Origin of the sequence: Acinetobacter sp. BIGb0102, from assembly GCF_003815055.1 — a bacterium.
Classification (GTDB): domain Bacteria; phylum Pseudomonadota; class Gammaproteobacteria; order Pseudomonadales; family Moraxellaceae; genus Acinetobacter; species Acinetobacter vivianii.
Window position 1 is genome coordinate 229,512 of the sequence record NZ_RKQE01000012.1, and the last position, 26,435, is coordinate 255,946.

The following is a 26,435-nucleotide window of genomic DNA, read 5'->3' on the forward strand; positions in this document are numbered from 1 at the left end:
AATACGATATTCTTCACTATTTGGTCAAAACAATTATAAGGGCGTGGGATGAGTGTAATTCTACCTGTAGCACAACGTGGTGAAGAGATTTTAAAAATTAAAGCGGCGGCGGTCGCAAACGGGGAATTTAATAGTGAATGGTTATTGCAACTGGCGTCTGCCATGCATGCGACCATGCTTGAGCGCAATGGTGTCGGGATTGCAGCGCCACAAGTCTATATTTCAAAGCGCTTAATTATTGTGGCTTCTCGACCGAATCCGCGTTATCCCGATGCACCTGAAATGGATGCTGTGGTGATGGTCAATCCTGAGATTTTAGAATTTTCTCAAACGACCTGTTTGGGTGAGGAAGGCTGTCTCAGCGTGCCAAATGAACGTGGACAAGTTGAACGGGCACAAGCGATTAAAGTCCGTTATTACACCTTACAGGGTGAAGTCATTGAAACCACTTTTGAAGGCTTTCCTGCACGCATTGTGCAGCATGAGGTTGATCATCTGGATGGGATTCTATTTGTCGAACGATTGAATTAATTTCTCTAACCAATGGCAAATTGGTTTTAGTTCTGGCCATGCACTGCGATCTTAAATCATTACAAAAGCTATAATTTTTATATGATTGGTACTCTGTACTATAGATTTATCTGAATAAAACTTGAAATGCTTAAAGGCTAGATGACCATGAAAACTCCTCTTCCTGATTATTTGGCACATGTGATCGATGCCTGTGATACTGATAACAGAGGAAATCTCGCCGATTATATTCCTGAGTTAGCCAACGCCAATCCCAACCGATTAGCGCTGGCATTGTCTACTGTTGATGGTGAAATCTATTCTGTTGGCGATGATGAAATTGAATTCACCATTCAGTCGATGTCTAAACCCTTCACGTATGCCTATGTGCTTCAACAGCTTGGCATTGATGCGGTATTAGAAAAAGTTGGTGTTGAACCTTCGGGCGAGGCCTTTAATGAAATTTCACTGGATAAAGATCGCCGTCCTAAAAATCCGATGATTAATTCGGGTGCCATTACCACACATTCTTTGATCCCACCCAAAGAAGATGTATCTGGCGCAGAAATTTTACGTCAGTTTATGAGCGAGCTGGCTGGTCGTGAACTGCAATTTGATGATGCGGTATATGAATCTGAGGTGAAAACCGCTTACCGTAATCTCTCGATTGGTTATATGTTGCGAACCGTGGGAATTTTAGAGTCCGATCCTGTTGATATTGTGAATGGTTATATTCGCCAGTGTGCGATCTTAGTGACGGTTAAAGATCTGGTACGGATGGGCAGTGTTTTTGCCAATGGCGGGGTGGATCCTAAAACTGGAAAACGCTTATTGAATCGTGCGGTGGTGCGTCAAGTCCTGAGCGTGATGATGAGCTGCGGTATGTACGATGCAGCGGGGGACTGGCTCACAACGGTTGGGATTCCTGCTAAAAGTGGAGTGGCAGGAGGAATCCTGGGTGTATTACCGGGTCAAGTCAGCATAGCGGCTTTTTCTCCTCGACTCGATGAACATGGCAACAGTGTACGCGGCATTGATATCTTAGAACGGCTCTCCCGTGATATGGGCTTGCATTTGATGGAAGGCACACCTTCTGCGCAAACTATTGTGCAGAGTCATTATCGCGCTGGTAAAGATGCATCTTTGAGTGTGTATGTGCTTCGCGGTGTATTGAAATTTACTGAAGCGGAAATGCTATTACGGACTTTGCAATGTGAACCAGACGATAACAGTAGCATCGTGATTGATTTATCGCAGATTTCCCTCATTCATGATGTCGGAAAACGAATGTTTTTGGAAGGCATTGATCGTTTAATTGATGATGGTCATAGCTTGCTTTTGGTTGATCCTGAGCAGCGTTTGGATAACGCACGAACGCATAAAGATCGCGTGTTGCATGTTTATCAGAATCTTGAAGATTTAATTGTGAAGTATAAAGAGTTGTAAGTGCAAAGAGCCTATATTGAAATGATGTAGGTTCTAAATCAAGTTGATATATTGTGCTAGAGATGTTTGGATCAGATTGAGCATTTGTCTGTTTTAAAAGTAGGTATTGATGAAGCTCTATAATAAAAATTCTACTCCGTGTTCTTAGTAATAATATAGTGGGTGTTTAAAAAACAAGCTAATTACAACTTTATGGGAAATGATTTTTATAAATAGCTATATTCTTGATTTTTAATTTTATGAAAACTATAATTTATTTATTTTTAAGTAATATGAATTATGGAAGATTTTTCAGAAGTAAATTTTTTAGTAGGAGTTAATGGGAGTGGAAAAAGTCGTTTGCTAAATACTATAGGGCAACAATATTTAAACGAAAATGATCATGTTATAGCTATTTCGAATACTGTTTTTGATAAATTTAGTTCCAGAGGATATAAGAAATTAAGTGCAAGGGGTGGAAAATTTTTTTTAAAAGATACGATTGTTGATTCATTTTTGAATCGAAGTAATAGTATTTATAAAATTTTAGAATATTTAGGGTATGAAAAACAAATTACGGGATTGGTATCATTTTATTCTGATTTTGATGGTGAATTTCTTAGCTATTTTATAAGAAGAATAAATAAATATAATAAGTTTGATGTTACTGATGATAATGGTTATATTGATTATAATTTAGATGAGCTTGAGGGATTTTGTAAACAATTAGAGAAGGTCTTATATCGTTATAATGATTATGAATATATTTTTGAATTTGGGTATTGGGATGGTAGGGAGAATTCTATTAATTTATCAATATTTGAAAAATTATATATGTTATTTGGTGGTAAAAAAATTTTTAAAATAGACTTTATTTTATATAAAGGTAGGGTGGAATTTAATTTAGATGGTGCAAGTTCGGGGGAATCTCATTTCCTAGCGCAGATGTTGTTTTTGAGTGTAAACTTGTCTAAAAATAAAAGAAACATAATTTTAATAGATGAACCAGAAATAAGTTTACATCCGAAATGGCAAAGAGATTATATTTTTCAACTTTATGATTATTTCTATAAATATAATTGTAAATTTTTCTTAGCAACACATTCTCCACTAATAATTTCAAAATTACAAGCTTCTAAGAAAGATTTGCATCATTATTATGTTCAGGATATTCCGTATAAAACTTTTAATATCAAAGATGGAAATTTAGAAATAATACATGAAGATGATGATTATAGTATTGAGTCTTTATACTGGGAGGTTTTTGGTGTTTTGACCCCTAATAATTCTTTTCTTTCGAGGTATTGTGTTGATTTGTTGGATAAGTATGATATAGGGGTGATTTCATTAAATGAGATACAAGCCAAATTTAAAGAATTAAAAGAAGCTGCTGATTTAAATGTTCAAAAAGAAACTTTAGGTCAGATTGAGTCTGAGTATTTATTAAGAGGCTAGTTTATGCTTGATTTTCATTCTTATAAGTGTTCTTACACTATATTATGTAATAAAACCAATACACAGATAGCTGGTACATGTCATTGTAAAAATATTCCATGGACGTGTAAAAAATTTAGTGATTTAAAAAGTGAACTAAAAATTAAACTTATGGTTGAGTTTAGTAATAAATGTGCATTTTGTCAAAGGTCTTTATCAGAGGATGAAAAGATAGTTATTGATATAGAACATGTACTACCTAAACTAAAGTATATCAATTACACTTTTGATATTAGAAATCTAGTACTTTCATGCAGACGGTGTAATACCGGTGCTCAAAAAGGTAATCGAACTGACTTTATAGTTAACCTTATTCAAGGGACTAATTATGATGAATCTGTTGACTTTTCTATTTCTAATTATCGTTTTTTGCATCCTAAAATTGAGAACACTTATAATTATTATAAATTGATCTCTATTCAAATAGGTCAGGATGTTTTTAGAAGATATAAAGTGATCAATAATCATAATAAATTAAAATATACTTTTAAGTTTTTTAATTTAAAAAAACTTGAAATTGGTTCTTTAGATTCTTGCTTTGGTGCTCCTAGACATATAGTTGAAACTTTAAAGAAAGAAAGATATGCAAATTTCCCACTAACGGTTTAATTCTTAGAACGTTAGTGCAGGAGGAGGAGTCTATCCTCTTCCTCCTGCAGTTTAATCAACTAATCGAATCATCTAAATTCGGTGCTAACCAACGCTTCGCTTCATCCAGTGTCCAGCCTTTACGTTTCGCATAATCCTCAAGCTGATCCTGAGAAATCTTGCCCACATTAAAGTATTCACTTTCTGGATGCGAATAATAGAAACCACTCACAGAAGAAGGCGGCATCATCGCAAAGTGTTCAGTCAACTTGGTACCGATCTTCGCTTCCGAACCTAACCAATCAAATAATACCGCTTTTTCAGAATGCTCTGGGCAAGCAGGGTAACCTGGTGCAGGACGAATACCCACATACTTTTCTTTGATCAATTCTTCATTGCCTAAAGTCTCATCGGCTTTATAGCCCCAGAACTCTTTACGGATACGTTCATGCAAATGCTCGGCAAATGCTTCGGCAAAACGGTCGGCCAAAGACTGAACCAGAATCGCTGAGTAATCATCACCTTTGGCTTTATATTCATTTGCTAATTCTTCAGCACCAAAGATCGATACGGTGAAACCACCGAGATAATCGGTATTGTGTTTAGAGGTACTAATAAAGTCTGCTAAAGATAAATTTGGTTTTCCTGTGACTTTGTCTGATTGCTGACGAATATGCTCAAAGGTATGCGTAACCTTTTGACCAGCTTCATCAAACACGCTGACCGTGTCTGCACCTGTACGTTGTGCTGGATATAGACCAAACACCGCACGTGCATCGAAACGGTTATTCTCGATAATGTCTTTCAACATCGCTTGTGCTTGGTTATACAAATCAGTTGCTGCTTCACCCACAACTTCATCTGTCAGGATTTTCGGGAATTTACCTGCCAAGCTCCAAGAGATAAAGAATGGTGTCCAGTCAAAGTACTCAACCAAGGTCGCCAATGGATAATTGGTAATGACTTGCGTGCCTAAAGTATTTGGAATTGGTGGGACATAGTTGTCATCCACCTTGAAACCATTTTCAATCGATTCCGCATAGCTGAGTTTGGCTGCTTTCGGTTGCTTGTTGGCTAAGCGCTCACGGATCTTGGCATATTCAGCACGATGTTCTGCAATAAAGTTGCCACGCATTTCTTTAGAGAGCAGGGTAGTTGCCACACCCACTGCACGCGAAGCATCGGCCACATAGATCACCGCATCATTTTGATACTGAGGATCAATTTTTACTGCTGTGTGTGCTTTTGATGTAGTCGCGCCACCAATCAACAGTGGAATGTCAAAGCCTTTACGCTGCATTTCTTTGGCAACAAACACCATTTCATCCAATGATGGCGTGATCAAACCAGACAAACCGATGATGTCACATTTCTCATCAATCGCAGTTTGCAGGATTTTTTCCGCAGGTACCATCACGCCAAGGTCAACGATGTCATAACCATTACAACCCAAGACCACGCCAACGATATTTTTACCAATATCGTGTACATCGCCCTTAACAGTTGCCATCAACACTTTACCTTTGGACTGGCTACCTGTTTTTTCAGCTTCGATGTATGGATTCAGCCAAGCGACAGCTTGCTTCATCACACGCGCAGATTTCACTACTTGTGGCAGGAACATTTTACCTGAGCCGAACAGGTCACCAACCACGTTCATGCCATCCATCAATGCACCTTCAATTACATCAAGTGGACGCTTGGCCTTTAAACGGGCTTCTTCGGTATCTTCATCAATATACGTGGTGATACCTTTAACTAAGGCATATTCAAGACGTTTTTCAACAGATTCATTACGCCATTCAAGGTTCTCAGCTTCACGTTGCGCGCCACTATGACCACGGAACTTCTCTGCAACTTCAAGCAGTTTCTCTGTGGCATTTTGACCAGATTCACCTTGGTTCTGGTTTAGAACAACATCTTCAACGGCTTCTTTCAGTTCTTTTGGAATATCATCATAAATCGCCATTTGACCAGCGTTCACGATCCCCATAGTCATGCCTTGCTTGATGGCATGGTATAGGAATACCGAGTGAATCGCTTCACGGACAGGTTCATTACCACGGAAGGAGAAGGAAACGTTCGATACACCGCCTGAAATCATGGCATGTGGCAAGTTCTGTTTGATCCAACCTGTAGCCTCAATAAAGTCGACGCCATAGTTGTTGTGTTCTTCAATACCTGTTGCCACGGCAAACACGTTCGGGTCAAAAATAATATCTTCAGCAGGGAAGCCGACATCATTGACTAAAACATCATAAGAACGTTTACAGATTTCTCGCTTACGTGCAGCGGTGTCAGCCTGACCTGCTTCATCAAAAGCCATGACAATAATCGCAGCACCATATTGGCGGCATAGGCGCGCTTTTTCGACAAACTCATCATAGCCTTCTTTTAAGGAAATCGAGTTGACGACAGGTTTACCTTGTACACACTTTAAGCCTGCTTCAATGATTTCCCATTTTGATGAGTCAATCATGATCGGCACGCGAGAAATATCAGGTTCAGATGCAACCAGATTGAGGAAATGTACCATCGCATTTTGCGAATCGAGCATCCCTTCATCCATGTTGATATCGATGATCTGCGCACCCGCTTCAACTTGTTGCTGAGCTACTTCCAAAGCTTCAGCAAAGTTTTCTTCACGAATGAGACGCAGGAACTTTTTTGAACCCGTCACGTTGGTACGTTCACCAACATTCACGAATAAGGAATTTTCATCAATATTAAAGGGTTCTAAACCACTTAAACGGCAAGCAGGAATAGTTTCAGGCACTTGGCGTGGCTGAATGTCTTTAACTGCATTATAAATCGCACGGATGTGGTCAGGTGTGGTACCACAGCAACCACCAGTAATATTGATGAGACCACTTTCTGCAAATTCTTTAATGAATGCTGCGGTTTGTTCTGGAGTTTCATCATATTCACCGAATGCGTTCGGCAAGCCCGCATTCGGATGGGCTGAAATAAAGGTATCTGCAACGTCAGCAATGGTTTTGATGTGTGGACGCATCGCGTCTGCACCAAGGGCACAGTTAAAACCAATCGATAGTAAATCACCGTGACGAACCGAGTTCCAGAACGCTTCTGCGGTTTGACCCGTTAAAGTACGGCCTGATGCATCGGTAATGGTGCCCGAAATCATCAATGGCAGTTCATGACCGATTTGCTTGAAGACTTCTTTCACTGCAAAAATCGCGGCTTTACAGTTCAAAGTATCAAATACGGTTTCGATCAACAGAATGTCTGCACCACCTTCGATCAGGGCATGCGCTGCCTCAATATAGTTTTCTTTTAATTCATCAAAGGTAATATTACGGAATGCTGGATCGTTGACATTTGGCGAGATTGAACAGGTACGCGATGTTGGGCCAAGGACACCTGCAACAAAACGAGGTTTATCTGGGGTTGAATACTTGTCACATGCGGCGCGAGCTAAACGCGCTGCTTCACGGTTGATCTCTGGCACGAGATCTTCCATATGATAGTCTGACATCGAAACGCGTGTGCCGTTAAAGCTGTTGGTTTCGATAATATCTGCGCCCGCATCGAGATAGGCTTCATGAATGCCTTGAATGATTTGCGGCTGTGTTAATACCAATAGGTCATTATTGCCTTTCAGGTCTGATGCCCAATCTGCAAAACGTTCACCACGATAATCTTCTTCTTCTAATTTATGGCGTTGAATCATCGTTCCCATCGCACCATCAATAATCAGGATACGTTGGGCAAGAAGTGATTGTAGGGTGGCTAACAATGGTGCAGGGGTGGACATACAGAACGCTCACTGGATTCAATGTGTAACGAAGGTTGGAAGTTTAGCAGAATTTATTCAAAAAGATTGGATGACATCATATATACGTCTGAATTGTTTTTAGCTAAACTTTAAAAAATATAAAATGATCTAAGTTATTTTATAACAAGTATTTATATGATGTTGAGTGATGATGGTGCTTAAATTTTTTCTTTCGATTTTATTGATTTTTAGTTTAACTTCTTCTGTTTTTGCAACGGCATATAGTGAATATAGTATTTGGCTTAAAAAGCCCGCTATTGATTTACCCTCGGAAATCGTAGAAAAATATCAGAATCAGAAGAATATTACTGTTCATGTAAAATTCTTAGCAAATACAGAAGGTAAAATTGAACAAGCAGAAGTCGTCCAGAGTTCAGGGGATGATGTTATTGATCGGTTAGTCGTTGATGCGACTTTAAAAGCAACAGTCATACCTTATCAGGAAAATGGGGAGTATTCTCCAGTTGTGGCGATCCAGCCAATTGTTATCCAGTTTCCTTCAAAATGCTTCTTTAAAGTCTTTGGACGTCATTTATGGTGTAGCTATTGAGTTGAATAGGGTTGCAAACAATTTTTATGTCTAAGAATTATTAAGTCTAGTTGAGTTGAATTTTGATTTGTCATAAAAGCTTCATTAAGTTGTCATAATTGAACGGAATAATGCTTAAAAAGCCAACAACTTATTCGAAATATGACAAAAATATGTCATCTTTCGTAGCATTTGTTGCAAAATCAGACAAACAGTTTTGTTGTACTTTTAAAGTTTGTAATACATTGTTTTTTCTTGATTAAAATTAAAAATGTGGTGAAATTATCGTAAAAAAACACAAAAAAACAGGGTAAAAATATGAAATTTTGGCTTTATGTGACAGTCCTTTGTCATATAATTGTCATAATTTAATTAAACAATACAGAGGATTTTATTATCCTCTCACCGTCTACATGAATTCTAATCTTCCTCCTGTTTCGGATTCACCGCTTGCCAGTTCTCAGGCAAAATCGACGAATGTACATGTACCAACACCGAAATTTTTTATGCCGGTGTTTTTGACAATTATTGTTGCAACACTTATCTATATCGGTTTTCAGTTAAGTGCTGATCTGGCACATGTACCGCCTTTAAGTTTATATTCAGTTATTCTTTTATCGACGGCACTTTTCATCGCTTTAGGCTTTGAATTTGTAAATGGTTTTCACGATACGGCAAATGCTGTAGCGACGGTTATTTATACCAATGCATTACCTGCGCCAGCAGCAGTCATGTGGGCTGGCTTCTGTAACTTCCTTGGGGTTATGGTTGCGAGCGGTGCGGTTGCATACGGTATTATTGCATTACTTCCTGTAGAAATGATCATGAATGTCGGCAGCGGCGCTGGCTTCGCGATGGTTTTTGCATTGTTAATCGCGGCGATTCTCTGGAATCTAGGCACGTGGTTCTTAGGAATTCCTGCATCAAGTTCACACACTTTAATCGGTTCGATTTTAGGTGTGGGCATCATGAATCATATCTTGAATGCGTCTGCTGGTGCGACCAGTAGCGGTATTGATATTGATCAAGTAATTAAGGTTGGTAAGGCTTTACTCTTCTCGCCATTGATTGGTTTTGCATTTGCAGCCGTTCTATTCTTGTTGGTGAAGAAAGTCTTTAAACGTCAAATGGAGCTGTTTCAGCCACCAGAAGGCAATAAGCCACCGCCACCAGTAATTCGTGCGATCCTGATTTTTACTTGTACAGGTGTAAGTTTTGCGCATGGTTCAAACGATGGTCAAAAAGGCATGGGCTTAATCATGTTGATCTTGATCGGTTTGGTACCATTGGCTTACTCATTGAACAAAAATCTGGATGCACAACATTTACAGTCTTTTGAGCAGCTTTCTGCCCAAACTGCTGTGGTTTTGAATGTTAATCAAAACGAACTGACAGATGAAAAAGCACGTGATGTATTAACCAAATATATCCAGACCAAAGAGCAAACCGCTGAAGTTGTTCCTGCACTTGCAAGCATGACATCACATATTGGTACACGTGTTGCGGGCTATGGTGATCTTAAATTGATTCCAGAAGCGGCAGTCAGTGAAATCCGTAATGACATGTATTTGAGTACGACAACATTCAAACGTTTAGACAAAGCTGAAGCTTTACCAGCAATGGATCAAGATCAGGCGAAAGTTGTAAAAGAATACCGTAATAGCCTAGATTCATTCCTCCAGTACATTCCGAACTGGGTTAAAGTTGCAGTAGCACTTGCACTTGGTCTAGGGACTATGGTGGGCTGGAAACGTATTGTTGTGACTGTCGGTGAACGTATTGGTAAGAACCATATGACTTACGGTCAGGGCATGTCTGCCGAGCTAGTTGCAATGAGTACCATTGCTGCAGCTGATGGTCTTGGTATGCCAGTGTCTACTACTCACGTTTTAAATAGTGCGGTAGCGGGTACCATGGTCGCGAATAAGTCCGGTTTAAACTTCAATACCGTGAAAACCATTCTTTCCGCATGGGTCTTCACTTTACCAGCAACGATTGCATTGTCTGGTGGTTTATACTGGTTATTCTTACAGTTTGTCTAATGATGTTGAATCATTAGATTAGAATGAAATTTAAGGCTTTGCTTCGGCAAAGCCTTTTTTTATGTGTATTGATTGATGTTGCAGGTAGGGGCTATAGATTTGGGTAGGTTTTAAGGCCCTCAGAGAGATTAATCTTAAAGCGTATTGTTGAGGTAGCATCAACTGTTTTAACAGGCGTAGAAGAGATTTTTGGTGGATAATTGGCGCACTAAAAATATCACTACGATAGAGATGGTTTAGGCGTGATTTAAAATGCTTCTAATAAAAGGGCTTTATTCCCCAAATGAGGAATATTTTTTAAAGATCTTATCCGTTAGTATCAATAGACAGACCGTGCTAGGTTGTGCTGTTTGTTATTTATAAGAACTCTATTTTGTTGTTTTACACTCCGCCATTCTCTATAGAGGATGGCTTTTTTTAGCCTTGGTAAAAATAAAGCCCATAAAAAAAGAGCTATCGAAATAGCTCTTTTTTTATTTCACAAGACCATTAAGCTTGTTGAATACCTGCAACAACCCAATCTTGTTGTGAACCGGCAGGTTTTACAAAATGCCAGATTTCAGCAAAAGGTTGTGGCAAGCTATTTAGATCTTCACTTACTGTACCCGTAAAGCGTACGCTCACGACATATTGACCATTTTCAGTTGTGCTTTCGACAACCATCGCATTGAGATTGCTAAATTCAGCAACGTCTTGATCTTGGTTTGCCATGATATCGCTATGCATTGAACTATAAAGCTCAGGCGTTAAATAACGACGGATTTCTTCGACATTGCTTGCGCTGTTTACCGATTGAATATGGTTAAAACGTTGACGTGCAATACGTAAGAATGCAGCAGGCTCAGTACCATCAGGTAATTGATTACCACTGCTCATAGACGCGCCACCAAATGGTGCTTGAGGAGCCGCAGTACCACCCCCTACAGATTGACCAAAAATATTGGTGTTATCTGCTGCTTGACGTGGTGCTGCTTGAGGCGGAGCCTGACGGCCAAAGTTGTTTTGACCGCCATTGTTTGGAGCGTAAGGATTATTGGTTGCTAATTTTTTTTTTGCGCCCAATCTGCGGAACACAAAGAAGGCGATTGCAGCAGCGAGAAGCACCCAGATCCAGCTAGGAATACCACCTTTTTCTTCCTGTTGCTGTTGAGCTTGCTGAGCAGCTTCTTGCTCAGTCGCTGTTGGGTTATGTTGCTTATCATCCGCCAATGCATTGGCAGCTACAGCACCGACTGCTGCACCTGCAACACCCGCAGCAACCATAGAGCCCACACCTGGACCTGATCTTTGAGGCGCAGTTTGTTGTTGAGGCGCTGGAGCTGCTTGACGTGACGGCTGATAAGATTGGCTAGATGAACTAGATCTGCTCATACCATGGCTTTTACCGCCACCTGCACGTTTTGCTTCCGCAAGCGGTGCAGCGACCAAAGTTGCCATCAAAAGAGCTGCCATCAAGCCACGCTGGTGTACTTGCATCGAAAATTCCTATTTAAATTCAATTTGTAAATGTATTTATGAAGGTATTTACATAGAATTTCAACTAGAAAAGTATGTTTTTTTATGTCAGACGCTGATCATAGTTCATCGCTGAGCTGCATTGCTTCCGTTAAGGCTTCATGCAAACGTGCAACAGCAATGATTTGTACCCCATCAATTGATTTTTGTGGCGCATTGCCTCTTGGTAAAATCACATACTTAAAGCCATGTTTTGCAGCTTCTTTTAAGCGTTCCTGACCATTGGGTACAGGACGAATTTCACCCGATAAACCCACCTCACCAAATACCGCAAGCTGCTGTGGTAGTGCTTTGCCGCGTAAACTGGAAGCACAGGCCAGTAATACCGCTAAGTCAGAACCGGTCTCAGTAATTTTCAAACCACCCACCACATTGACATAAACATCTTGCCCAGAAGTTTGTACACCACCGTGTCGGTGCATCACGGCAAGTAGCATATTTAAGCGGTTCTGTTCGAGACCCAGTGCAACTCGACGAGGCTGCCCATGTGCATCATCGACCAAAGCCTGAACTTCAACGAGAAGTGGGCGAGTACCTTCACGGCTAATCATCACGATTGAACCCGGAATAGCTTCATCATAACGACTCAGGAAAATTGCAGAGGGATTGGCAACTTCACGCAAGCCTTTATCGGTCATGCCGAATACGCCCAATTCATTGACTGCACCAAAACGGTTCTTGACTGCACGAATCATACGGTAACGCGAGTCGGATTGGCCTTCAAAATAGAGCACACAATCGACCATATGTTCTAAAACACGTGGCCCAGCAAGCGCACCTTCTTTGGTTACATGACCAACAAGAAATAAGGCAGTACCGCTATTTTTCGCAAAACGTGTCAATAAAGCTGCGGATTCTCGAATTTGCGACACGCCGCCTGGGGCCGACTGTAAGGTTTCGGTATACAGTGTTTGAATCGAATCCAGAATTGCAACAGCAGGGCGTTCTTGTGCCAGTACTTCACAAATCCGTTCGACACAGGTTTCAGCCATGACTTTGAGCGAATCAGTGGGTAAATCAAGACGCTGTGCACGTAAGGCCACTTGAGACAGTGATTCCTCGCCCGTGACATAGAGGGCAGAACTTTTTTTACTGGCCATATGCGTTGCGGTCTGCAACAGGATGGTTGACTTACCAATACCCGGGTCACCACCAATCAATACGACTGAGCCTGTGACCAAGCCGCCACCCAATACGCGATCAAACTCACTAATGCCAGTTTGCAAGCGAGTTTCGTGTGTAACCGAGATCTGGTTGAGGGTGGTAAGGTTTGCTACTTGTCCCGCATAACCGCCGCCCATTTTAGGTTGACTACGATGCGTAACGACAGGTTCGACGCGAACTTCTAACAGACTGTTCCATTCTCCACACTCAGAACATTGACCTGCCCATTTGGGGTGATCAGCACCACATTGTTCACAGCGATAAACCGTTTTAATTTTTGCCATAAGATAAAATTGAAAAATTTCTTTAGATTGGTTAAAAAGAGTTAGGACGAAAATTTAATCAAGATGCTGAGTACTCTATTCATGGATAAAAAAGGAGACAGCACAGTTTCGTCACTCATGGGTAAAAGGGAACTGCTCAGGAAAATAACATGATATATGACTTTTACAAGCTATAGGCAATGTGTTTTTAGCAACTGGTTTTTTTGTTCAATTTACTTTTTCCCTTGAATGGTTTTGACAATTGATTGTCTCTGTCTTGTGAAAGGCATGGCATAAATATTGCTCATATTTAAATAAATCAAAATTTAGCAGTCGCTACTTTTTAAATATAACAAAGGTTGATGTTTATGAGTGCAGCAGAAATTGTGGATTGGGCAAATAGTATTATCTGGAGTAAAGCCCTAATCTATTTGTGTTTAGGTGCAGGTTTATTTTTTTCTATTTTGACTCGGTTTGTACAGGTGCGCCAAATTAAGGAAATGGCAAAGCTGTTAATTAATGGTTCATCCTCAGCACAAGGGATCTCGTCATTCCAAGCTTTATCTGTTTCTCTATCTGGGCGTGTCGGTGTAGGTAATATTGCAGGTGTGGCAGCTGCAATCGGATTTGGTGGGCCAGGTGCCGTCTTCTGGATGTGGTTGGTCGCATTTCTAGGAGCAAGTACCGCTTATGTCGAATCAACACTCGGTCAAATCTACAAGGTGGAATATCAAGGGGAATATCGTGGTGGGCCAGCATTTTATTTTGATCGAGGCCTTGGACAACGCTGGCTAGGGGTTTTGTTTGCTGTTGCAGCGATCATTTCCTGTGGTCTGTTTTTACCGGGGATTCAGGCCAATGCAGTCGGGAATGCCTTTACTCAGGTTACGGGTGAAGGCGCGATCGTATTTGGTAATATCGGCGCATATAAGTTATTGGCTCTGGTTGTGATCGTAACCTTATTGGCAATCATTATTTTTGGAGGCATTAAACGGATTGCACGTTTTGCCGAACTGGTTGTACCTTTTATGGCAGCAGGTTATATCCTGATGGCTGTTATTATTGTCGCGATGAATATTCAAGAATTACCGGGTGTTATCAAGCTGATTTTCGAAGATGCTTTTTCTCCAATGGCGGGTGTTGGTGCCGCGATTGGCTGGGGCGTGAAACGTGGTATTTATTCCAATGAGGCAGGACAGGGTACAGGGCCACACGCAGCAGCAGCGGCAGAAGTTCAGCACCCTGCACAGCAAGGTTTTGTGCAATCATTTTCGATTTATGTAGATACCTTATTCGTGTGTTCTGCCACTGCTTTTATGATTTTAATTACAGGCACGTATAACGTACAAGGTACTCTAGAGGCAGGCCAGTTTATTGTGCAGAATGTTGCACCAGCTACTGAAATTGGTTCACCAGCCTTTACACAAATGGCAGTGAGTACGGTCTTTGGCGGCTTTGGGCAGATATTTGTCGCATTGGCTGTATTTTTCTTCGCTTTTACGACCATCGTGGCGTATTACTATATTGCTGAAACCAACATTACCTATCTGAGCTATATCACCAAGACTCCGTCATTATTATTTATCACGAAATGCTTCATTATGATTTCTGTGGCTTACGGTGTGGTCAGTGCGACTGGTTATATCTGGGGTATTGGTGATCTTGGCGTTGGCTTGATGGCATGGATTAATATCATTGGTATTATCGTCACTTATTTTATCTGGAAGCCAACCATCAAAGCGCTGAAAGATTATGAAGAACAACAAAAAGCTGGAGTTAAGGAGTTCATATTTGATCCAGTTAAGTTGGGCATCCGTAATGCGACATTTTGGGAAGAGCGTCTCAAAAATAAAAAACAGCAATCATCTAATGATTGAAAAATAAATTAATATTTTTATTCATTGTGTAGAGGTGGCATTCAATGTCACCTCTTTTTTTATACTTGCTTTTTTATGACCGTTTAGTTGCCCTCACAAGTTCATTGTATTGTTTTGGCCTTGTGCGTATGATCGAATTCAATTGTATTTTGACAAATACAGGCAAAAAATTGCTTAGCTAAAGTCAGCCAAACTATAGATAACGAAAAAAGATACCGAAAATGGTACGAATCGTTATTGAGAGCGGACTTTGGTTAATGAACTAAAAACACTGGAGAGTTTTTGTAAAATGTCGAATCAAAATCTGAGTGAGGCTGCTGAGCAAAGCGGACTTCACCGTAGTCTATCTAATCGACATCTACAGTTGATTGCGATTGGCGGTGCAATCGGAACAGGGCTGTTCATGGGGTCGGGTAAAACGATTAGTTTAGCTGGACCATCTATTCTGTTTATTTATATGACCATTGGTTTGATGGTGTTCTTCGTAATGCGTGCATTAGGGGAACTGTTACTATCTAACCTAAACTACAAATCTTTTATCGATTTATCGACGGATTTAATTGGCCCGTGGGCAGGTTATTTTGTCGGTTGGACTTACTGGCTCTGTTGGGTCACGATTGGTATCGCAGATTTATCCGCCATTATTTACTATCTGGAATTCTTTAATGGTGGGGAGTCGTTCACGCCATTAGGTGGTTTGCTGATTAGTACAGTCGCGATCATGTTTGTCTTAGGCCTGAACTTGGTGACCGTAAAATTATTCGGTGAAATGGAGTTCTGGTTTGCGATGGTGAAGATCACAGCGATTATCGTCTTGATCGCAGTAGGTCTTTGGATGATCTTTACTGGGTTTACCAATGCCACAGGTACAGTTGCAAGCGTTTCGAATCTCTGGACACATGGTGGGATGTTCCCGAAAGGTCTTGATGGCTTTTTAGCCGGCTTCCAGATTGCCATTTTCGCCTTTGTTGGTGTGGAATTGGTGGGTACAACGGCTGCTGAAACTCAGGATCCTAAACGTAACCTGCCAAAAGCAATTAACTCGATTCCAATCCGTATCATCATTTTCTATGTATTGGCATTATTTGTAGTGATGTGTGTAACTCCTTGGGATCAGATCAATCCTAAAGTTAGCCCATTCGTTAACATCTTCTCACAAGCGGGTATTGCATCAGCTGCGATTATCATGAACTTGGTGGTGTTATCTTCGGTGATGTCATCCATGAACAGTGGTGTCTTCTCGACTAGCCGTATGTTGTTTGGTCTATCTACAGATCAACAGGCCCCGAAGTTGTTTGGAAAACTGTCTAAATCTGCTGTTCCTTCAAAAGCATTGATTTTCTCGTCAATCTGTATCTTTATCGGTGCATTCGTACAGTTTGTTTATAAATTACAGACAGGGACGAACGATGAAGTAACGGCATTTACGCTTGCAACAACGCTCTCAACGATTCTGTTCATCTGTGTATGGATCATTATTATGTGGAGTTATATTAACTACCGCAAAAATCGTCCAGAGTTGCATGCACAATCAAGCTTTAAACTTCCTGGTGGCGTGTTCACATGCTGGGTCGTGATTTTATTCTTCCTTGCAACGATCTACTTCCTTGCATTGGATGAAACCACATTAGAATCACTAAAAGTGAGCCCGATCTGGTTTGTCATTCTGGCAATTGGTTATTTCTTCTATAAGAAAAAATAAGCAAGCACTGGACTGAATACTTAAAACGTCGACCTTAAAGTCGGCGTTTTTTTATGGTTATTGCCTGATTCATTCAAGTTTAGACTTTAGCCAATCAAATGATCACGCTATACTGCTCCGAATTGTAAAAGTTAGGTGCTCAGATGCTTAAAGCCATTTGTTCTATCAGTTTATTATTAAGCAGTGTTGTTTTAACTGCCTGTGGCCAGACAGGTGAATTGCATTTGCCATCTGATCCAAACCAAGACAAACGCGCAAAATATTTGCTTTATAAAAATGAAGCATCTCAGGCTAAAACTTCATCTGTTGTAAGCAAAGATGAAGTTGAAGAGGCAAGTCAGGCAACATCATCCACGACGCAATAACAAACCATCTCACCTTAAGTTTGTAAATAAGGACATCTTCATGAGTTTCACTCGCATTAATGGAGTATTGCATGCTGAGCAATGTTCACTCGATCAGCTCGCACAGCAATATGGCACGCCTTTATATGTTTATTCAAAAGCAACTTTTGAAAAGCATTATTTGGATATGCATCGTGCTTTTGATTTTATTGATCATCAAATCTGTTTTGCGGTGAAGTCAAACTCAAATCTGGCTGTTCTCAACGTTTTGGCAAAAGTGGGCGCAGGTTTTGACATCGTTACAGGTGGCGAATTGGCGCGTGTACTGGCAGCCGGTGGTGAGCCTTCAAAAATCGTATTCTCTGGTTTGGGTAAATCTGAAGCAGATATCGAAAAAGCTTTAAATGTTGGCATTGCCTGTTTCAATGTGGAGTCACATGCCGAGCTGGATCGTATTCAGAAAGTGGCAGCAAAATTAGGAAAAAAAGCACCGATTTCTTTACGTGTAAATCCTGATGTTGATGCCAATACGCATCCTTATATCTCAACTGGCTTGAAAGAAAATAAGTTTGGTATCCCAAGCGATACGGTGAATGAAACTTATCAATATGCAGCCTCATTGCCGAATCTTGAGATTATTGGGATCGATTGCCATATTGGTTCACAGTTAACGGAAACCAAGCCCTTTGTCGATGCGCTTGATCGTGTCATTTTAATGATTGAGCAGTTGAAAAGTCTGGGGATTAACCTCAAACATATTGATATCGGTGGTGGTTTGGGCGTGCGTTATAAAGATGAAACGCCGCCAAGTGTTGAAGAATATGCCAATGCGATGCGTCCAGCTTTAGAGCAGCTGGGTTTGAAAGTGTATATGGAACCAGGCCGTAGTATTTCTGCCAATGCTGGTGCATTATTAACGAAAGTTGATCTATTAAAACCGACCAACCATCGTAACTTTGCCATTATTGATGCAGCAATGAATGACTTAATTCGTCCTGCGCTGTATGAAGCATGGATGGATATCCAGTCGGTGAACCCGAATGCTGATGTTGAAGTGAAAACATGGGATTTGGTCGGTGCGATCTGTGAAACTGGTGATTTCCTCGGTAAAGAGCGTGACTTGGCACTTCAGGAAAATGATGTGCTGGCGGTGCTGGGTGCAGGTGCATACGGTTTTGTAATGAGCTCTAATTATAATACCCGTGGCCGAGCTGCTGAAGTTATGGTCAGTGGTGATCAAGCCTATTTAATTCGTGAGCGTGAAACCATAGAATCACTCTGGGAAAAAGAGCGTTTATTGCCTGAGGAATAAGTAGAGATGTATTTAGAATTTACCAAAATGCATGGTTTGGGCAATGATTTTATGGTCGTTGACCTCGTTACCCAGCGAGCTTATTTAGATACGGTCACGATTCAGCGTTTGGCAGATCGTCATTTTGGGGTGGGTTTTGATCAGCTATTGATCGTTGAGCCACCAGATTTACCTGATGTTGATTTTAAATATCGAATTTTCAATGCCGATGGCTCTGAAGTTGAGCAGTGCGGTAATGGTGTACGTTGTTTTGCCCGTTTTGTACATGAGCGTCAACTGACCACTAAAACTAAAATCCGTGTGCAAACCAAAGCAGGGATTGTTGAACCTGAATTGGGTGCCAACGGTTGGGTACGCGTCAATATGGGACAACCGAAGTTTCTTCCAGAAGAAATTCCATTTGTGACTCAAGAGCATGAAGATATTGAAGGCTTATATGCACTTGCATTGGCTGACAATCAAAGCATTAATATTGATGTAGTGAATATGGGAAATCCGCATGCGGTGACCATCGTCCCTGATGTATTAACAGCAGATGTGGAACGTATGGGTCCACAAGTGGAATCTCATTCGCGTTTCCCTGCACGTGTCAATGCTGGGTTTATGCAGATCCTTGATGAAAAGCATATTCGTTTACGTGTGTATGAACGTGGCGTTGGCGAGACGTTGGCTTGTGGTACAGGTGCTTGCGCTGCCGCTGTCAGTGGTATGCGCCGTGGCTTACTTGCCAATGAAGTTGAAGTTCAACTTGCGGGCGGTAAATTACACATTGCTTGGCGTGAAGGTGATGTGGTGTGGATGACAGGGCCAACCACACATGTCTATGATGCACGTCTGGATTTAAGATATTTCCAAGGCTGAGCATTTTGGATTTAAAAAAGCGCGTTTTAATCAACGCGCTTTTTTATACTTTATCGTTTGCTGAATGCCAGTTTCAATGCAAACAAGATAAAAATACTGCCAGTGATACGATCCATATATTTAATGAATTTTGGTCGTTTTAAATAAGCTGAAATGGATTGCATTGCAGCGATCAGGAAAATAGACCAGATCAGTCCAATCACCACATGAATCATCACCAAGCCCATGGTCCAGATGATTGGAGATGAGGACTGCGGGATAAATTGGGGTAAGAAGGAAATATAAAAAATACCAACTTTAGGATTGAGCAAATTGCCCCAGAAGCCTTTGATAAACCAGTTCTGCGTTACGGTTGTTTCATTGATATCGGCAAGTTGGGTGCGTGGTTTCAACAGCAGATTCAAACCTAACCACGTCAGATAGATTGCGCCCATCCATTTTAAAAGATTAAAGGCGATATCTGAGGTCATCAATAAGGCACCTAAGCCACAAGCCACGATGATTCCCCACACAATACAACCCAGATTAATACCCAAGGCTGCCTGAAAGGCTTTGGCTTTACCTTCAAGTGTTGCAGTACGGATAATCAGTGTTGTATCTAGCCCTGGTGTTAGTGTAAGCAGGGTAATTGCAACAAGATAGGGAATAAGCATGGTTGTCATTGATCAAGCACCATTTAAAACTTGAAAATGATTGTAGTACAGCGCAATGGATTGTTCGAGAAGGTTGTGGATGAATAGAGGAAAAAATTTGCTAGACTGTACTCAGCTTTATTTATCAGCATGGAGAGTCATTTGGAAACCCCTGCAAAACTACTGTCCATGTGGTTAAAAGAACGTATGATTCAAAATCAGTCGGAACATACCATTTCGGCCTATCAACGTGACTTAACTGATTTCTTTCATTTCTGCGAACAAAAACAATTACAACTACAAGATATTGAAGCATCGGATTTGAGAGAGTATCTGGCTGCCCGTGTTGAGCGGGATCAATTGAGTTCTAGCAGTTTACAGCGGCATTTGACATCTATTCGCCAATTTATGAAGTGGGCAGAGCAAGGGCAATATCTGGAGCAGAATCCATCCGAAGATTTTAAATTAAAGCGTCAACCACGACCTTTACCAGGGATGATCGATATTGAGACGGTTCATCAAATTCTAGATCAGGCGCCCCCTGAAAAACCGATTGAGCAGCAATTGTGGCTGCGCGATAAAGCAATGCTGGAACTATTATATTCCAGTGGTTTGCGTCTGGCTGAATTGCAAGGTTTAACCATTAAGGACATTGATTTTAATCGTCAGCTATTACGCATCACGGGTAAAGGTAATAAAACCCGAATTGTTCCATTTGGAAGCAAAGCCAAAGACAGTTTGGTTGAATGGTTAAAGGTCTATCGGATCTGGCAAGGTGACTTTAATGCAGATTCATCGGTTTTTATCTCGCAACGTGGCAATGCCTTAACACCGCGTCAAATTGAAAATCGGGTCAAGCTGCAAGCGCAACGAGCGGGTGTCAATGTCGACCTGCATCCACATTTATTACGTCATTGTTTCGCCAGTCATATGCTTTCTGCCAGTGGGGATTTACGTTCTGTGCAGGAAATGTTGGGACATAGTAATCTTTCCACTACGCAGATCTATACCCATGTCGACTTTGAACAATTGGCAAAAGTATACGACCAAACACATCCTCGGGCGCAAAAAAGCTAAATCCTGATATATTATGTTGCAAATTTGAGCGATTAATCGTCGTCTACTTTTCCAGTTTATTCCGTACATTTGTTGAATTGATGTTATTACTTAATTGCCAAGTTTTCCCGAAAGCGAAAAGGTGGGTAAGTTTGCAGGAAATGAACCGTTACAGATCATTTCAAACGTGATAAAAAATGCTGGTTTAGATCATTGAATTTTATAAAATATTAAAAAAATCAAAGTTTAATATTCATCATTTTGATGAGCTAAATAAATAGAATGAATCATTATTTTCATTTTGTGAACTGAGCGTTTCATCTTTTTTATGGCTGTAGCGGAAATTGTGACTTGACCGAAATGCCAAATACATTGCAAGATAGGGCACCTAAAAAGTTTCAATCGAAGAGTTAGAATACTCTTCATTACATTTACTTGCTTAGAACAGCCGAGGATTACATGAAGGCTCTTGTCGCTGTAAAACGTGTGGTTGATGCCAACGTTAAAGTTCGTGTTAAGCCGGACAATAGTGGGGTTGACCTTACCAACGTTAAGATGTCAATCAACCCATTCTGTGAAATCGCAGTGGAAGAAGCGGTTCGCTTAAAAGAAAAAGGAACAGTTTCTGAAATCGTTGTTGTTTCAGTGGGTGCTAAAGAAGCTCAAGAACAAATTCGTTCTGCAATGGCTCTAGGTGCTGACCGTGGTATTTTAGTTGAAACTGCTGATGAAGTTGGCGCTCTTGAAGTTGCTAAAATCTTGAAAGGCGTAGTTGATGCTGAAAAACCAGAACTTATTCTTCTTGGTAAACAAGCAATTGATGACGACTCTAACCAAGTAGGTCAGATGCTTGGTGCTTTACTTGGTGCAGGTCAAGGTACTTTCGCATCTGAAGTTAAAGTTGACGGTGGTAAAGTTCAGGTAACTCGTGAAATCGACGGTGGTTTACAAACTGTTGAGCTTGCACTTCCTGCAATCATCACAACTGACTTACGTTTGAATGAGCCACGTTATGCTGCTCTTCCAAACATCATGAAAGCGCGTAAAAAGCCACTTGATACTAAATCACCTGCTGATTATGGCGTTGCAACAGGTACTAAGCTTAAAACAATTAAAGTTGAAGCTCCTGCTGAACGTAAAGCTGGCGTACAAGTGAAGTCTGTAGACGAGCTTGTTGAAAAATTGAAAAATGAAGCGAAAGTGATCTAATACAGAAGGATAAAATCATGAGTATTTTAGTTATCGCTGATCACAACAACCAGACACTTAACGGTGCAACTTTAAACGTTGTTGCGGCAGCTCAAAAAATCGGTGGTGATATTACTGTATTAGTTGCTGGTTCTGGCGCTCAAGCAGTTGCAGATGCTGCTGCTAAAGTTGCTGGCGTGAGCAAAGTATTACTTGCTGACAATGCTGCTTATGCAAACCAATTGGCTGAAAACGTTGCTGGCTTAGTTGCTGACATCGCGAAAGGCGGCTACAAATACGTATTAGCTGCGTCTACAACGACTGGTAAGAATATTCTTCCACGCGTTGCTGCACTTCTTGACGTAAGCATGATTTCAGACATCATTGCTGTTGAATCTGCAAATACATTCAAGCGTCCTATCTATGCGGGTAACGCGATTGCAACTGTTCAATCTGATGAAGCAATCATCGTTGGTACAGTTCGTGGTACAGCATTTGATGCAGTTGCTGCTGAAGGCGGTTCTGCTGCGGTTGAAGCTGTTGCTGAAGCAAAAGACGCTGGTATTTCTACCTTTGTAAATGAAGAAATCGTGAAACTTGATCGTCCAGAGTTAACTGCTGCACGTATCGTTGTTTCTGGTGGTCGTGGTGTAGGTTCTGGTGAAAACTATCACAAAGTCCTTGATCCATTGGCTGACAAGCTTGGTGCTGCTCAAGGTGCTTCACGTGCTGCAGTAGATGCTGGCTTCGTACCAAACGACTTCCAAGTTGGTCAAACGGGTAAAATCGTTGCGCCTGATCTTTATATGGCGATTGGTATCTCAGGTGCGATTCAGCACTTGGCAGGTATGAAAGATTCTAAAGTTATTGTTGCGATCAACAAAGACGAAGAAGCGCCAATCAACAGCGTTGCTGACTACTGGTTAGTTGGTGATTTGAACACTGTTGTTCCAGAATTGGTAAGCAAACTGTAATTTACAGTCTGCCACTTATTCAAGAAAACGCCCTTGTGCTATAAATTGCGCAAGGGCGTTTTTTATTGGGTTGATCATGAATATTGATTCTACGGCTGCGATGGATGAACAGTATTTACATCGTTCGCTGGTCAGATTGGCACTTGCAGATATGGCGCGAGATTACTTATGTATTCGGGCGAAAAATCAGCATGGACTATCGAATATTCAAGTGAACCAATTGCACATGGGGATGATTCTGCATGGGCAACAACAATTAAAAATGTATAACCAGCAGGTTAACCTCAGGACGGGTGATCTGTTTATTATCAAGCCTGATACTGTTGCGGATACCATCAATATTCCAGATCAGGAAACAGGAGAATATTTGACGATTCTGGTGCCGATGTGTGAAGAAGTGATTCATGCGGCACAGATGATTTGGGCCAAGCCCATTACCGATAAAACAGAAGCAATCTTGCAGTTTTCAATTGAGGATTTTGCCCCACATCTTCTCGCTTGGCAAAAGGCTTTATTTGAGCAGGATTTCGTTAAGGCTCGCTTATCGATTGCAGCCATCCTTGTGCAGTTATGTCAGCAGCATTGTGCAGATGTGCTGATTGTGCCTCCTCTAAAACTGTCAAAACAGATTTACCAGTGGGTGCTGGATCAGCCTCAACATCAATGGAAATCTAGTGAAATTGAAAGCCGCTTAGGTTTAAGTAGCGCCACATTGCGGCGTAAATTGAGCCATGAACAAATTTCTTTAAGAGAAATCATTACGCATGCACGTCTAGCCCATGCCTTGGAGTTGCTCTATTCAAGCAAGCTACCGATGAAAACGATTGCAGCGAAGTCTGGTTATCAATCTGCTGCAACCTTTCGTGAGAGATTTATACAGCGTTATGAGGTTGATCCCGCCGTTCTATCCTTGGAATAAACTAAATTGAGCGTTTCGCGTAGATAATTGAGCGATTTTAATCATTCAACAGCGTTAGATTTAGATCAATCTAATATCAGGGCGATGAACGTGAAATTATTAAAACCCATTCTAATTGCACTAATGTTTAGTGCTGGTGCAGCACATGCTGAATCCAGTCCTCAGGTAAAGCAGGTCGCGGGATATTTTTTACAGCCCGTTGGAAATTTGAAAGTCACAGCGCTGTTTGATGGGGAGCTGGGCTTACCTCGTAGTGATTTGCTGGGAATTTCATCTGCAAAAGCCAATCAGCTATTCGAAGAGAATTTTGTACCTGTCGATGAACATAACCAAGTCGTGACCGATTTTTCGGCTTATTTAGTACAGACGCCGACACAGAATATTTTAGTTGATGCGGGTACTGCAAAATGTTTTGGCCCGAGCTTGGGTCATGTTCCAGAAAACTTAAAAAAGGCAGGCTTACAACCTGAGCAGATTGATACGATTCTGATTACCCATGCGCATCCTGATCACTTATGCGGAATTACGCTGGATGGGAAAATGGTTTATCCAAATGCCAAGGTCTATTTGGCGAAAGCGGATGTAGATTACTGGACCTCTGCTCAGAATGAGGCAAAAGCCAGTGACTTTTTTAAACCTTTATTCAAAATGACCCGAGATGCATTAAAGCCTTATCAGCAAACAGGACAGTTGATTGCCTTTAGCAAAACCTCTTTTGATGTGCCGAATGTTGAACTGATCAGTACACAGGGTCATACCGAAGGTCATTCTTCTTATCTGATCGATGGAAAAAATGGACAAAAGTTTTTGGGCTTGGGTGATGTGGTGCATTATGCGGCCGTGCAATTTCCATATCCTGAAGCTAGCTATAAACCAGATACTGATGCTAAACGTGCCATCGCAGTACGTAAAAATATATTTGAGCAAGCTTATCAAAATCATTGGTGGATTGGCGCTGCGCATGTGGCATTTCCCGGAATTGGTCATATCGGTAAAAATGCGCAGGGCTATCAATGGATTCCAGCACAATATCGTCCAGAACAGTGAATGGGAGATGATGGTGAGAGGATGGCTTCGATTTTTTCTTTGCTGATCGAAGATTCATACTTATGAAACAGAGCGTTTCCTTTATGCAACGATTTTGTTACGGGTTTAACATACTGATTTAATTTGTATTAATTTAAATTTTTCTTAATGGTTAATTTCAATTAAGCTAAAAGTGTACTCGTTAGTACACTTTTGTTAAAATTCTATTTTCGATAGTTTTTTGTTGAATAATGAAGTTTGATTTTCGTTTAAATGGCGTTGTATTAGTTCTATTCTCCCTTTTATTTCTCACCGCATTTCTAGCCATTGCTGAGAGTTCAGTGCTGCTGACATGGAATGTTCATTTTTTAGAGGCAGTTCAGGCCATTGTGTTATTGGCTTGTGTTCCCTTTACATGGTTCTATGTCAAACCTAAGACTTTAACTGAGCAGAAAAAATGGTTTTGGTTATGGGCGATGGCATGGTGGTTGATGTTTTTTGGGCGAAGCATTAGTTGGGGGCGTGACTTTTTCCCTGAAGTTCCCCATATCTATTATCGGATCATTTCAATTTTTGTGATTGCACCTGTTGTTTTTATGCTGTTTTCTTCTCATTTAAGAGCTGAAATTAAGTATAAGTGGCAACAGGTCAAGTTGCCGTTCTGGTATTTACTGATTGCGGTTTTGTCATTGTTTCTGGCGGATAGTATCGAGCATCATCGCTTTATTGACACCTTGTTACTCAGTAATCACGCCACTCAGGATATTGTGGAAGAGCTGTACGAAAATCCATTTATTCTTGCGCTGTTCTTTTCTGCTTTTTATTTTATGCGACAGGATCGTGTGACTGAACAAGACAAGCTCACGCTGGCAATGGAAGCAGAATTCTCACCTAAACCTTATCAATAAAAATTGAGCGTTATTTAACAGTTTAATTGGGGTTATGGCTTTTACAGAATTGCGGCGAAGGAGCGACTTTGGGAACAGGTTTTGCTGTTTTTTTATCCAAAGTGCTTCGTAAAGTATTTTTATCGGCGCTTTTCTGTTTTTAGTAATTTTAAGTCATTCATTTATATATTCTTTTTATTGTAAAAAAATGCTATTTTTGCGGTTCTAAACTTACCGTTATTTCGTCCTTTATGCTATAATTTTTCGCTGTATTTTTTATTTTTAGTTCAAGTCTTTGAGCTGAATTTTTGCAAGATTGAAGACATAAAAA

21 protein-coding genes are annotated in these 26,435 nt (G+C 40.8%); 17 read left to right on the forward strand and 4 right to left on the reverse strand.

What is annotated here, in order from left to right; all coding sequences use genetic code 11:
* The first annotated feature begins 48 nt into the window (after positions 1-48).
* The 4 genes from def (at position 49) to EC846_RS09940 (ending at position 4,038) form a co-directional block, all read left to right on the forward strand.
* The gene (gene def, locus EC846_RS09925; protein WP_004771264.1) at positions 49-531 is read left to right on the forward strand and encodes a peptide deformylase; all 483 of its coding nucleotides are present in this window, start codon (positions 49-51) and stop codon (positions 529-531) included.
* 147 nt (positions 532-678) lie between these two features.
* Complete coding sequence (locus EC846_RS09930) at positions 679-1,956, forward strand: glutaminase (RefSeq protein ID WP_123775074.1); 1,278 nt, start codon at positions 679-681, stop codon at positions 1,954-1,956.
* Between the two features lie 279 nt (positions 1,957-2,235).
* A complete protein-coding gene (locus EC846_RS09935; protein ID WP_123775075.1) occupies positions 2,236-3,390 on the forward strand; it encodes an AAA family ATPase in 1,155 nt (384 codons plus the stop codon).
* 3 nt (positions 3,391-3,393) lie between these two features.
* On the forward strand, positions 3,394-4,038 hold the full coding sequence (locus EC846_RS09940) for an HNH endonuclease (RefSeq protein WP_123775076.1): 645 nt from the start codon (positions 3,394-3,396) through the stop codon (positions 4,036-4,038).
* A 55-nt stretch (positions 4,039-4,093) separates the two neighbouring features.
* On the opposite strand, the gene metH is transcribed toward EC846_RS09940, so the two are convergent.
* Entirely contained in the window at positions 4,094-7,792 is a 3,699-nt protein-coding gene (gene metH, locus EC846_RS09945) for a methionine synthase (protein ID WP_123775077.1), read from the reverse strand.
* A 169-nt stretch (positions 7,793-7,961) separates the two neighbouring features.
* Between metH and EC846_RS09950 the strand changes: the two genes are divergently transcribed.
* Both EC846_RS09950 and EC846_RS09955 read left to right on the forward strand, forming a co-directional pair.
* Positions 7,962-8,363: an energy transducer TonB gene (locus EC846_RS09950; protein WP_123775078.1), complete on the forward strand. Its 402-nt coding sequence runs from the start codon at positions 7,962-7,964 to the stop codon at positions 8,361-8,363.
* Between the two features lie 392 nt (positions 8,364-8,755).
* The gene (locus tag EC846_RS09955) at positions 8,756-10,384 is read left to right on the forward strand and encodes an inorganic phosphate transporter (RefSeq protein ID WP_123775079.1); all 1,629 of its coding nucleotides are present in this window, start codon (positions 8,756-8,758) and stop codon (positions 10,382-10,384) included.
* 489 nt (positions 10,385-10,873) lie between these two features.
* On the opposite strand, the gene EC846_RS09960 is transcribed toward EC846_RS09955, so the two are convergent.
* Entirely contained in the window at positions 10,874-11,860 is a 987-nt protein-coding gene (locus EC846_RS09960; RefSeq protein WP_123775080.1) for a Tim44 domain-containing protein, read from the reverse strand.
* Between the two features lie 98 nt (positions 11,861-11,958).
* The gene (gene radA / locus EC846_RS09965) at positions 11,959-13,347 is read right to left on the reverse strand and encodes a DNA repair protein RadA (protein WP_004771277.1); all 1,389 of its coding nucleotides are present in this window, start codon (positions 13,345-13,347) and stop codon (positions 11,959-11,961) included.
* Positions 13,348-13,694: 347 nt separating this feature from the next.
* Between radA and EC846_RS09970 the strand changes: the two genes are divergently transcribed.
* The 5 genes from EC846_RS09970 to dapF all read left to right on the forward strand — a co-directional run bounded on the left by EC846_RS09970 (position 13,695) and on the right by dapF (position 19,422).
* Entirely contained in the window at positions 13,695-15,203 is a 1,509-nt protein-coding gene (locus EC846_RS09970; RefSeq protein WP_123775081.1) for an alanine/glycine:cation symporter family protein, read from the forward strand.
* 289 nt (positions 15,204-15,492) lie between these two features.
* A complete protein-coding gene (locus tag EC846_RS09975) occupies positions 15,493-16,905 on the forward strand; it encodes an amino acid permease (protein ID WP_123775082.1) in 1,413 nt (470 codons plus the stop codon).
* 143 nt (positions 16,906-17,048) lie between these two features.
* Complete coding sequence (lptM, locus tag EC846_RS09980; protein WP_004771282.1) at positions 17,049-17,270, forward strand: LPS translocon maturation chaperone LptM; 222 nt, start codon at positions 17,049-17,051, stop codon at positions 17,268-17,270.
* 40 nt (positions 17,271-17,310) lie between these two features.
* A complete protein-coding gene (gene lysA, locus EC846_RS09985; RefSeq protein WP_123775083.1) occupies positions 17,311-18,561 on the forward strand; it encodes a diaminopimelate decarboxylase in 1,251 nt (416 codons plus the stop codon).
* A gap of 6 nt (positions 18,562-18,567) precedes the next feature.
* Positions 18,568-19,422 (forward strand): diaminopimelate epimerase, encoded by an 855-nt coding sequence (gene dapF / locus EC846_RS09990; protein WP_047432299.1) that lies wholly within the window; start codon positions 18,568-18,570, stop codon positions 19,420-19,422.
* A 50-nt stretch (positions 19,423-19,472) separates the two neighbouring features.
* Here the strand turns inward: dapF and EC846_RS09995 are convergent, their stop codons facing one another.
* Positions 19,473-20,084, reverse strand: a complete 612-nt coding sequence (locus EC846_RS09995) for a LysE family translocator (protein WP_047432302.1) — start codon at positions 20,082-20,084, stop codon at positions 19,473-19,475.
* A gap of 159 nt (positions 20,085-20,243) precedes the next feature.
* Here EC846_RS09995 and xerA point away from each other — a divergent pair, with 159 nt between their 5' ends.
* The 6 genes from xerA to EC846_RS10025 all read left to right on the forward strand — a co-directional run bounded on the left by xerA (position 20,244) and on the right by EC846_RS10025 (position 26,125).
* Positions 20,244-21,131 carry a site-specific tyrosine recombinase/integron integrase gene (gene xerA / locus EC846_RS10000; protein ID WP_171258993.1) on the forward strand — a complete coding sequence of 296 codons (888 nt, stop codon included), beginning with the start codon at positions 20,244-20,246 and terminating at the stop codon, positions 21,129-21,131.
* 438 nt (positions 21,132-21,569) lie between these two features.
* Positions 21,570-22,319: an electron transfer flavoprotein subunit beta/FixA family protein gene (locus tag EC846_RS10005; RefSeq protein ID WP_004771287.1), complete on the forward strand. Its 750-nt coding sequence runs from the start codon at positions 21,570-21,572 to the stop codon at positions 22,317-22,319.
* A gap of 17 nt (positions 22,320-22,336) precedes the next feature.
* Entirely contained in the window at positions 22,337-23,272 is a 936-nt protein-coding gene (locus EC846_RS10010) for an FAD-binding protein (protein WP_004771288.1), read from the forward strand.
* A gap of 76 nt (positions 23,273-23,348) precedes the next feature.
* A complete protein-coding gene (locus EC846_RS10015) occupies positions 23,349-24,191 on the forward strand; it encodes a helix-turn-helix domain-containing protein (protein ID WP_123775084.1) in 843 nt (280 codons plus the stop codon).
* Positions 24,192-24,275: 84 nt separating this feature from the next.
* Positions 24,276-25,238 (forward strand): MBL fold metallo-hydrolase, encoded by a 963-nt coding sequence (locus tag EC846_RS10020; RefSeq protein ID WP_123775085.1) that lies wholly within the window; start codon positions 24,276-24,278, stop codon positions 25,236-25,238.
* 230 nt (positions 25,239-25,468) lie between these two features.
* On the forward strand, positions 25,469-26,125 hold the full coding sequence (locus EC846_RS10025) for a hypothetical protein (RefSeq protein WP_123775086.1): 657 nt from the start codon (positions 25,469-25,471) through the stop codon (positions 26,123-26,125).
* Positions 26,126-26,435: the final 310 nt, after the last annotated feature.